Below are 10,542 nucleotides of genomic sequence, written 5' to 3'. Positions count from 1 at the left end.
ATCCTATACAATAATAAATAAATTATTCAAAATTGTATAAAAATATTTTATCATTTGGTATAACTAGAGAATAAGGTAATTTTGTTTGAAAATTATTCATTTTTAAATAATTTTTGAGTGAATAGTAACAGGAGAGGGGGAACTAGTTTTGTTAGAGGAAAATAAAGTTTGGAATGAAAATGAAGCAATTCTTCACTCTTTGCGAGATGACATTTTAGTAACGGATACCGATGGAATGATTTTAAAGGTTAGTGAAGCAACGGAAGCCATATACAATATGAAGTCAAATGAAATGGTTGGCCGGTCGGTTTATGACCTAGAAAAAGAGGGGGTGTTTACCCCACTTTTAACACCAATGGTTATTAAAGAAAAGAAGAAAATTACGTTTGTTCAAACAACCATGGAAGGGAAGAAGCTGCTTGTTACAGGCATTCCTGTATTTGACCCGAATAATAAGCTTGTTCGGATTGTTAGTTATTCTCATGATGTGACAGAACTGCTTAACATGAAGAAATACTTAACGGACATGGAGGACGAAATGGAGAGAGTGAAGGGGGAGCTCGAAATCCTTCGCAATCTTCATTACACAGACGGCATGATTGCCACATGTGACGAAATGAAAAAGGTTCTTCACCTAGCCTTACAGGTGGCTGAAATTGATGTAAATGTGCTGCTTCTTGGTGAATCAGGAGTGGGTAAATCTCACATTGCTAACTTTATTCATAAAAAGAGTAATCGAAACAAAGGGCCCTTTATTGAAGTGAATTGCGGTGCGATCCCAGAGTCGCTTTTTGAGGCAGAGTTTTTCGGGTATGAATCAGGTGCTTTCACTGGCGCAAATACGAAAGGAAAGGTAGGGCTGGCTGAGCTTGCTAATGGTGGAACGCTGTTTTTAGATGAGATAGGCGAGCTGTCACTAGCCAATCAAGTAAAAATACTCAAGTTCATCCAAGAGAAGCAGTTTTACCGAGTTGGCGGCACGAAAATGCGAACCGCAGATTTTAGAATGCTAGCTGCCACTAATCGAAATTTGGAGGAAGCTGTGGAAGCCGGAACGTTTAGAAAGGACCTTTTCTTCCGGTTAAATGTTGTTCCAATTACAATTCCACCTTTAAGGAAGCGTCCGACCGATATTATTCCCTTAATTGATTATTTTCTTAAGTTTTTTTCGGAAAAGTATAATCGTCCCCGAAGTCTGGATGAAGGCGTTATTCATGTATTGTTGTCCCATGAATGGAGAGGAAATGTACGAGAGTTGATTAATTTAATGGAAAGGCTTGTGGTCACTTCATCTAAACACCTGATTGAAATGGAAAACCTCCCTCATCATTACAGAAAATCAGTCTCAGATGTTCCTTCCTTTGATGACAGAAATCAGACACTTACCGAGATTCTGGAGAATGTGGAAAAGCAAGTACTTATCAAAGCAAGGCAACGTTATAAAACAACAACGCAAATGGCTAAGGTGTTAGGCATAAGTCAGCCATCTATCGTTAGGAAAATCAGAAAGTATGGAATCAAATAAAAGTGGCACAATTCTTGCAAAGTAATTTAGTAGAAAAACATGTAATTTTCAAAAAAAGAGGGGGAAGATTTGATGAAGAAATGGTTGATGATTGTATGTTCATTTATGCTGCTACTCGCATTAGCAGCCTGTGGAAAAGAAGAAGCAGCGAATAAGGCTGGTGGTGAAAAGTCCTCGCAGCCGTTAAGAGTAACTCTTCCGACTTGGACAGGATATGGACCGCTATTTTTGGCAAAAGAAAAGGGCTTTTTTGAAAAAAACGGTGTAAATGTTGAGCTTTCAATTATTGAAGGATTAGGCGAACGGAAACAAGCACTAGCAGGCGGAAAAATTGATGGCATGGCAACGGCATTAGATGTGCAAGTAGCATTAGCGGCTGCAGATATACCTGTACGAGTGGTATGGCTACTGGATGATTCATATGGCGGGGATGGAATTCTTGTTAAAAATGACATTCAAGACGTGAAAGACTTAAAAGGCAAACAAGTAGCATTTGAAGTTGGTTCCACAAGCCACATGCTTGCTTTAACAGCGCTGAAGCAAGGGGGATTAACGGAAAGTGATATTGAAGTCGTGCAAATGTCAGCTGGGGATGCTGGTGCAGCGTTTGCGGCGGGCAAAGTTGATGCAGCTATTACGTGGGAGCCTTGGTTAACAAAAGGGGCAGAAGCGAACGGAAAAGTCTTGTTAACGACTAAAGATCTGCCGGGTATTATCGTTGATACTATTAGCTTTAAAGAGGATATTATTAAAAACCGTCCAGAAGATGTAAAGGCTTTTGTTAAGGCAATGGGAGAAGCAATGGATTATTGGAAAGAGAATAAAAAAGAAGCAAATGAAATTATGGCGAAAGGCTTGAACATTGATGTTGCAGAATTCGAAGCAACGGAAACAGGCTTGAAATTCATGACAAAAGAAGATAATGAAAAACTATTTGGCTCAGAAAGCAGCAAAGGGTCCATCTATCAATCAACAGAGAATGCCATCAAGTTTTATTTAGAGCAAAAATTGATTGATAAAGAGCCGAAAGCAGAAGACGTCCTTAACGGAAGCTTTGTATCGAATCAATAAACTTAAAAAAAGAATGAAGAGGCATAACTTAGTACCTCTTCATTCACTCAAATAGATCGATAGACAGGGGGATATAAATGGGGGGAAATTGGTTTACTCCTAAAAAAGAAATACCAAAGACGATTTATACTTCAGCAGGATTTATAATATTTGCTCTTGTTTTTGGGATCTGGTCAGCATTGAGCTATGGCGGGATTGTGAATCCTTTATTTTTACCCACGCCTACTAAAGTATTAGCAACAGCTATAGATTTATTTGTCAATGGCGAAATCCTTTCTGATATCGGAATTAGTTTTTCTAGGGTTTTGGCGGGATTTCTAATTGCAGCTATCATTGGGATACCTTTAGGAATTTTCATGGGGTCGCTGCGAATTATTGAAGGAGCCTTTGAGCCGATCATTGGTTTTATTCGTTATATGCCTGCTTCTGCATTTATTCCTTTATTAATATTGTGGATCGGTCTTGGTGAAACCGAAAAAATGTCAGTTATTTTTTTAGGAACGTTTTTTCAGCTCACGCTTATGGTGATGGATGTGACAAAAAACGTTCAAAACGATTTAATTGATGTTTCCTATACGTTAGGGGCTAAAAAGGGACAAATTTTTAGCAAAGTCATATTGCCGGCTTCCTTGCCGGGAATTGTCGATACCCTTCGCATAACGTTTGGATGGGCGTGGACTTATTTAGTCGTTGCAGAGATTGTCGGGGCATCTAGTGGTTTAGGATATATGATTATGCAAGCTTCCCGTTTTCTGAAGCCAGAAAAAATTATCGTTGGAATCCTGATTATCGGTTTGCTAGGGCTGATAACAGATTTATTGTTTAAAGCCATTTACCGAACTTCGTTTTCTTGGATGAGAAAGGATGGTTACTAATATGGGAACACCGAAGTTGGAAATCAGTGAAGCGGGAACATTCGATCCGAAGATTCTTCCTGATACGAAACCGTCAAAGCTGGAAATAAGAGATGTTGGGAAAATCTTTAAAACGAGAAGCGGAGAAACAACAGCCTTGGAAAAAACCTCTTTTACCATTGATGATGGGGAATTTGTAACCATCTTAGGGCCTTCGGGGTGCGGGAAATCAACGGTATTGCGCATCGTGGCCGGCTTAGAGGAATCGACATCTGGAACTGTTCTTCTTGATGGGAAGGAAATTAAGGGGCCAGGACCTGACCGTGGAATGGTTTTTCAATCATACACATTATATCCATGGTTGAATGTGAAGGAAAATATTACATTTGGGTTAAAGCTTAAGGGGGTCTCGCAAAAAGAGCGGGATGATGTGGCACGGCATTATTTGCAATTAATTGATTTAGAAGGGTTTGAGAAGCATTACCCGATCCAACTATCAGGCGGAATGAAGCAGCGTGTCGCGATTGCCCGCGCATTGGCGAACGATCCGAAAATATTATTAATGGATGAGCCATTTGGCGCGCTTGATGCCCAAACAAGAAATATCATGCAGGAAGTGCTGCTGAAAGCATGGGAGGAATCTAAAAAAACGATTTTATTTATTACCCATGATGTTGAGGAATCTATCTTCTTAGCGGACTCTGTTTATGTCATGACGGCAAGGCCAGGGCGTTTAAAGAAAAAGGTTCAGATATCACTCGATAGACCGAGAGAGTTTAGCGTGAAGGGAACTGCAGAGTTTGGAGCTTACAAAGAGGAATTATTGACGCTCATTCGAGAAGAAAGTTTAAAGATTAAATGACAGATTGTTTATTTTGAAGAGTCGAATTAGAATGTGGAGGTCAATTATATGGAGAATAAATGGGCGCATCTCATGAATAATATGCCAAACCGGCTTGCGCCAAGTATGGCTAAGGATCACCCAAACCTTCCAGTTGTAAAAGAAGAAGGCTGCTATTATTACGGGGCGGATGGCAGGGAATATCTTGATTTTACGTCTGGAATTGCAGTAACGAATGTTGGACATCGCCATCCGAAAGTCGTTCAAGCGATTAAAGATGCAGCTGATAGTTTAGTGCATGGACCTTCGGGTGTCATTATGTATGAATCCATATTGCGATTGGCTGATGAATTGGCAGATATTCTACCAGGCGATCTAGATTGTTTTTTCTTTTCTAACAGTGGGGCAGAAGCGATTGAAGGAGCAATCAAACTGGCGAAGTACGTAACGAAGCGTCCTTATGTCATTTCATTTACAGGCTGTTTCCATGGCCGCTCATTAGGTGCGTTAAGTGTAACGACTTCTAAAAGTAAATACCGAAAATTTATGCAGCCATCAGGACTAACGTATCAAATTCCATATGCAAATACTAAGGACTGCCCTCCAGGTTCTGATCCTGAAGCCTATGTCATTGCTCAATTGGAAAAAAACTTTGCCGCATTATTTAGTCATCAAGTTACTCCCGAAGAAGTAGCATGTGTGATTCTAGAACCTGTTCTTGGGGAGGGGGGCTATATTGTTCCTCCAAAAGGATGGCTGAAAAAGGTACGTGAAATATGTGATCGCCATCAAATCTTACTTATTTTTGATGAAGTCCAAACGGGTTTTGGGCGAACAGGAGAATGGTTTGCCGCACAGACTTTTGGGGTTACACCAGATATTATGGCCATTGCAAAGGGCATTGCTTCAGGTCTCCCTCTAAGTGCGACCGTTGCTTCTAGTGAATTAATGAAGCAGTGGCCACTTGGAAGTCATGGGACGACATTTGGAGGCAACCCAATTGCTTGCTCTGTTGCCTTAGCAACATTAGAAGTATTAAAAGAGGAGAATCTTCTTGATAACACAAAACGGATGGGCAGGTACGCGGTCGAGAAGCTTGAACAAATGAAGGATCGACACAGTGTCATAGGAAGTGTCCGGGCTGTAGGGTTAATGATTGGAATTGAAATCATTCATCCAAAAACCGGGGAGCCGAATGGAGAGGGATTATTAAAAATTCTTGATTTAGCGTTAGAAAAAGGGGTACTTTTCTACCTTTGCGGAAATCACAGCGAGGTCATCCGAATGATTCCTCCGCTAACCGTCACAAAGGAACAAATCGATAAAGGATTACGAATTCTTGATGAGTCTTTGACAGAGTATGAAGCAACATTGATGAATGCAAGAAAAGCGTAGTTAGGATTGAGAGACTGACTCTATATGGGTCAGTTTTCTTTTTTTTTGAAAATGGGGTATTAGCTATTTTGCAGTCCAAGCTTTAGTTGTTAATAGTCATCTAAAAGTTCTATTTTTCCAACTCGTCCCATATATTGAATTGAGGACGAGCGGGAGGACTGACTATTTAATGGGGAATAGACTAAAAAAAGTGGCTTTTGCCATTGGCCTAATCATCTTATTTTTTATTTTGCAATATGATTTCACAGATAATGATTCATGGGAATCATGGAACTTGCCTCTGACAGGAAAAATCATTTTGCTGGATCCCGGTCATGGAGGGCCGGATGGGGGTGCAGGTGATGATGAGGTACTTGAAAAAGACATTGCTCTCGCGGTATCTTTAAAGGTTCGGGATCTTCTCCAGCAGCAGGGGGCACTTGTTCTGATGACAAGAGAGGACGATCGGGATTTAGCTCCAGAAGGGACAAGGGGATACAGCAGAAGAAAAGTTGAGGATTTAAAACAAAGGCTGGATATGATCAATAACTCAGGGGCAGAGTTCTTTGTAAGTATTCATTTAAATTCCATTCCTTCTCCTCGGTGGAGCGGGGCCCAAACCTTTTATACTACAAAACGAGATGGAAATGCTCGATCGGCTAAGTTTATTCAAGATGAGCTTCGGCGAAATCTTGAGAATACGACTAGAAAAGCAAAAGAGCTGAACAGCGTATATATACTGAAGAATGCACAAATTTCCGGCTCTCTCGTGGAGATTGGTTTTTTATCAAACTATGCAGAGAGAGCGAACTTAAAGAAAGAGGAATATCAGAATAAAGTGGCCGCCTCCATTTATACGGGGGTTTTGCGTTACTATTCTGATGAAAAAGAATTAATAGAGACGGAATGAAAGGTGCTGTTTTGAAAAGCATCTTTTTCTTTATTAATGAGGCAATAAGGTGTGATACAATTAACAGTGAGGAATAACTGATATGGTATACTTTAATGGAAACGAATACAATAAGGCAGGTGCTTAATTTGTTAACAGAACAAAATATAAGAGAAGTCTTAAGTGGACTGCAGGAACCATTTTTACATAAAACATTAGGCGAATTAAACGCAATTGAAGAAATAAAGATTAAAGAAGAAAAAAATCATGTAAGCGTGAAGGTGCAAATTGCTAAAACAGGGACAGCAGAGCAGCTTCAGCTCCAAACTCAAGTAGTAAACCTTCTAAAAGAGGCAGGTGCGGTAACGGTTGGAATCCGATTCAGCGAGCTTCCAGAAGAAGTTTTGTCCCAATATCGCCAAGCAGCGAAAGAGGAAGATAAAGGATTGCTCTCCCCAGATAGCAAAACAACCTTTATTGCGATTGCAAGCGGGAAAGGCGGAGTAGGGAAATCGACTGTATCTGTAAACCTGGCCGTTTCTTTGGCAAGACTAGGTAAGAAGGTCGGTCTGATTGATGCTGATATTTATGGATTTAGCGTGCCTGATATGATGGGCATTACGACTCGCCCAGTCGTAAGAGGGGAAAAGATTATTCCAGTGGACCGGTTTGGGGTAAAAGTTATTTCGATGGGATTCTTTGTTGAAGATAATTCTCCGATCATTTGGAGAGGTCCTATGCTAGGAAAAATGTTAAACAGCTTCTTTAATGAAGTCGAGTGGGGAGATATTGATTACTTATTATTAGATCTTCCTCCAGGTACAGGGGATGTTGCATTAGATGTTCATACGATGCTTCCGTCTTGTAAAGAAATCGTTGTTACAACGCCACATCCAACAGCTGCTTTTGTTGCAGCCCGTGCCGGCGCCATGGCGATCCGAACACAGCATGAAATATTAGGGGTCGTTGAAAATATGTCCTATTTTGAAAGTAAGCTTACGGGCGAGAAGGAATATGTCTTCGGAAAAGGCGGAGGCGAAAAGCTGGCTGAGGAGCTTCAAACAAATGTGCTAGGGCAATTGCCGTTAGAGCAGCCTAATTGGAACGAAGAAGATTTTGCTCCATCCGTTTATGATGAGGATCATAAGCTAGGTAAGATCTATAGTGATATTGCGCAAAAGATTGTACAAACATTAGAAAAATAACAGTAAAAAAACCTCTTCCCTTAGGAAGAGGTTTTTTATGTTTGGCAGCGGGCATTATCCGCCACCGTCCCCGCTGCCCTCTGAGCCACCGCCAGCAGTTTCTTCGCTACTGCCGCCCTCTTTCCCTCCGCTTTTCTCGCCACTTTTTACTTCATTTGCAGCTTTTAAAAGAATGTCTTGAATTTTGGCTTTAAAGAGCGGGCTTTCTAAGGTTTCCTTTACAACGGTTTGCAAATGCTCACGGTATTCCTTGCTTTTTAATACTTTTGTTACGTCTTTTTCTAGTGCTGGGTCTTGTAAGACTTCAATCATCATACCGCGGTACTCCGGATCCTTCATTAAATCTTTAAGAAGCTTTTCATTTTCTTTTTTCATGCTTTTAGCAATACTTTCAGCAAATTTAGGATCCTCAAATGATTTCTTCCAGAAGTCTGTTCCCTTATCGGAAGTTAAGGTTTTTTCGATCGTCTCTGAAACAACTTTCTGATCCATGATAAGCTGCTGTTTGATTTTATCATCTTCCATTAGTTCTTTTATCGCTTTTTTACCGTCATCCGTTTTCAGAATATCGACAACCATCTTTTTGGTTTGCTCATAATCCATCTGATTGCCGCCAGTTTCACCTTGAGCACAGCCCGTCATGAGAATGATCAGCAGAATTGGCAGGAGCAAACGGAATGTCTTTATCATATTTTGAAGCTCCTTTCAGGAGAAGGTATCCTTATTTCTAGAATGAAGAAAAAGGCCAAATTTTATTCGCCTCAAAATACAATACCTAGATTTTTCAAAGCATGGTTGGTACAATCATATAGGTGAATAATTTTTACTATGGAGGAAAAATAAGTTGACTAGCCGGAATTGGGTAAAGCTGTTTCTATCCACACTTTTGGTAGGGGGATTAACTACTGGGGTTGTTGGTTTTATTGTTAGATGGAAAGAATTCGAATCTATATTTGTTCCCTTTGATTTTCTTGAAATATTATCAGTATTATTATGGTTAATTGGAGTTGGATTAATTTTTAGTATTTTGAGCCAAATGGGCTTCTTTGCCTATTTGACTATCCATCGATTCGGGTTAGGAATTTTTAAATCGCGATCTTTGTGGAATGCTGTTCAAGTTTTTCTTACTTTGTTCGTTCTATTTGATTTAGTTTATTTCCGCTATAGTGCTTTTGCTGAAGAGGGAGAAAGCATAATGCCTTATATCGGTATTGCCTTATTTATATTGGCTGCTGCTATTCTGGTAGCTTCCATTAAGGTGAAATTAACGAATAAGGATGCATTTATTCCTGCTGTTTTCTTCATGGTTGTCGTGACCACGATTGAGTGGGTTCCAGTCTTAAGGGTTAACGAGCAGAGCTGGGTATACCTTATGATATTTCCATTATTAGTATGTAACGCGTATCAGCTGCTTATTCTTCAAAAGCTTAATGAAAAATCTCAAGTACAAAGACAACAAATCTCATCAAAAGAGCCGTCCAAATAATGGGCGGCTTTTAATTAATTTCTTTAGTTTTCGTTTCGGCATTTGCAAGCATCTCAGAAACGGTCACGAGCTTTAGCCCTTTTTTATTCACATTATTTATGATTTGCGGCAAGGCTTTAGCTGTTTGTTTGGCAGAATCTGAAGCATGAAGGAGTATAATATCCCCCTTTTTTGCTCGTGAGACATTGTTGACGATTTCCTCTATACCCGGGTTCGTCCAGTCCTTCGAATCAATGCTCCAATGAACAACTGAATATCCGAGTCTATCGGCAATTTTTAGAGTCCTTTGATCGAAATGACCAGTAGGGGCGCGAACAAGCTTAATATCTTTTATGTTTAGTTTTTTAAACACTACCTGAGCCTTTGCTAAATCCTGCCTAATTTTGGCATCCTCAAGGTCTGAATAATCCTCATAATTATAGCCAAGAATGCCAATTTCATATCCTCCTTTTACGATTCTAGCCACTAAATCTGGGTGGCGCTCTGCCCATGAACCTGAAAGGAAGAAGGTGGCTGATTTAACATTTTCCTTTTGTAGAACATTAAGAATAGGTTCTGCCTTTTCGTCCCCCCATCCTATATTAAAGGTAAGGGCAAGGTCCTTTTCCCCCTTATATACAGCTCTCGGTCCATCTTTCGTTGAAAAGGCCGGCATGTAGACAATGTTCCCAATATATAAGAACCATGCAGCAAAGAAAGCGAAAACCATGATTAAAACCATTTTTTTTATTGACTTTCCATTCCAAATATAAAAGAAATTCATTTCTCTCTCACCTCGTCCAATACTCCTTGTCTCAATCTTATGCGCAGAATTTCAATAAATGAGTTTAAAAAGAAATTCATAAAATATTTTTATTTGGAAAATACTACAAAAACCAAATCAAGAGAGAGTGATATAGTGTGCTAGGAATTTTAATTAATAATAGAGAACAGAAGGAAATACAATACTTAATTAAGAGAGAAATGGATGAAATTCTGTTTGACTTAAACGATGAACGAATTGATCATATTGTAAAAAGGGCAATGGAGGAGAGATATAAGATATTATTTTCTTTATTTAAGAGGGTAGCTTCACCAAACGATATTCTGAGATATACACGAAACATTCAGGGGAGAGAACAAAAAGGATGAAATAATATAATAAATTCTATTGACTTCTGTTTTTTTTGTTGTTATATTAATAAACGTCGCTGCTGACGAGTTGAAACAAACTCAAAAAAAGTTGTTGACACTTTAAGCAAAAGATGATAAATTTTAAAAGTCGCTTCTGGGCGATAAGGTAGTTCTTTGAAAACTG

The 10,542-nt window shown here is 39.5% G+C and carries 11 protein-coding genes; 9 read left to right on the top strand and 2 right to left on the bottom strand.

Translation table 11 applies throughout. From position 1 onward, the window contains the following. Window positions 1–148: 148 nt before the first annotated feature. The 7 genes from V7149_RS12445 to V7149_RS12415 all read left to right on the top strand — a co-directional run bounded on the left by V7149_RS12445 (window position 149) and on the right by V7149_RS12415 (window position 7,759). Complete coding sequence (locus V7149_RS12445) at window positions 149–1,525, top strand: sigma-54 interaction domain-containing protein (protein ID WP_335345948.1); 1,377 nt, start codon at window positions 149–151, stop codon at window positions 1,523–1,525. Window positions 1,526–1,597: 72 nt separating this feature from the next. Continuing rightward, on the top strand, window positions 1,598–2,596 hold the full coding sequence (locus V7149_RS12440; RefSeq protein WP_335345947.1) for an ABC transporter substrate-binding protein: 999 nt from the start codon (window positions 1,598–1,600) through the stop codon (window positions 2,594–2,596). 77 nt (window positions 2,597–2,673) lie between these two features. Continuing rightward, window positions 2,674–3,471, top strand: coding sequence for an ABC transporter permease (locus V7149_RS12435; protein ID WP_335345946.1), 798 nt, complete (start codon window positions 2,674–2,676; stop codon window positions 3,469–3,471). Then, window positions 3,461–4,312 carry an ABC transporter ATP-binding protein gene (locus V7149_RS12430; protein ID WP_335345945.1) on the top strand — a complete coding sequence of 284 codons (852 nt, stop codon included), beginning with the start codon at window positions 3,461–3,463 and terminating at the stop codon, window positions 4,310–4,312. The genes V7149_RS12435 and V7149_RS12430 overlap by 11 nt, the downstream gene beginning before the upstream one ends. A 48-nt stretch (window positions 4,313–4,360) precedes the next feature. Beyond that, on the top strand, window positions 4,361–5,686 hold the full coding sequence (locus V7149_RS12425) for an aspartate aminotransferase family protein (protein ID WP_335345944.1): 1,326 nt from the start codon (window positions 4,361–4,363) through the stop codon (window positions 5,684–5,686). Window positions 5,687–5,855: 169 nt separating this feature from the next. Then, a complete protein-coding gene (cwlD, locus tag V7149_RS12420) occupies window positions 5,856–6,575 on the top strand; it encodes an N-acetylmuramoyl-L-alanine amidase CwlD (protein WP_335345943.1) in 720 nt (239 codons plus the stop codon). Window positions 6,576–6,703: 128 nt separating this feature from the next. Beyond that, window positions 6,704–7,759, top strand: coding sequence for an Mrp/NBP35 family ATP-binding protein (locus V7149_RS12415; protein ID WP_335345942.1), 1,056 nt, complete (start codon window positions 6,704–6,706; stop codon window positions 7,757–7,759). Between the two features lie 54 nt (window positions 7,760–7,813). Here the strand turns inward: V7149_RS12415 and gerD are convergent, their stop codons facing one another. Next, window positions 7,814–8,449 carry a spore germination lipoprotein GerD gene (gene gerD, locus V7149_RS12410; RefSeq protein ID WP_335345941.1) on the bottom strand — a complete coding sequence of 212 codons (636 nt, stop codon included), beginning with the start codon at window positions 8,447–8,449 and terminating at the stop codon, window positions 7,814–7,816. A 154-nt stretch (window positions 8,450–8,603) separates the two neighbouring features. Between gerD and V7149_RS12405 the strand changes: the two genes are divergently transcribed. Further along, window positions 8,604–9,245, top strand: coding sequence for a KinB-signaling pathway activation protein (locus tag V7149_RS12405; protein ID WP_335345940.1), 642 nt, complete (start codon window positions 8,604–8,606; stop codon window positions 9,243–9,245). 10 nt (window positions 9,246–9,255) lie between these two features. Here V7149_RS12405 and pdaB read toward each other — a convergent pair whose 3' ends face one another. Beyond that, window positions 9,256–10,008, bottom strand: coding sequence for a polysaccharide deacetylase family sporulation protein PdaB (pdaB, locus tag V7149_RS12400; protein WP_335345939.1), 753 nt, complete (start codon window positions 10,006–10,008; stop codon window positions 9,256–9,258). Window positions 10,009–10,145: 137 nt separating this feature from the next. Between pdaB and V7149_RS12395 the strand changes: the two genes are divergently transcribed. After that, window positions 10,146–10,376 (top strand): hypothetical protein, encoded by a 231-nt coding sequence (locus tag V7149_RS12395; protein ID WP_335345938.1) that lies wholly within the window; start codon window positions 10,146–10,148, stop codon window positions 10,374–10,376. Window positions 10,377–10,542 lie beyond the last annotated feature (166 nt).

Origin of the sequence: Bacillus sp. JJ1503 (genome assembly GCF_036965125.1) — a bacterium.
Lineage (GTDB): Bacteria > Bacillota > Bacilli > Bacillales > Cytobacillaceae > Cytobacillus.
This window is presented reverse-complemented; position numbering and strand designations above follow the sequence as displayed.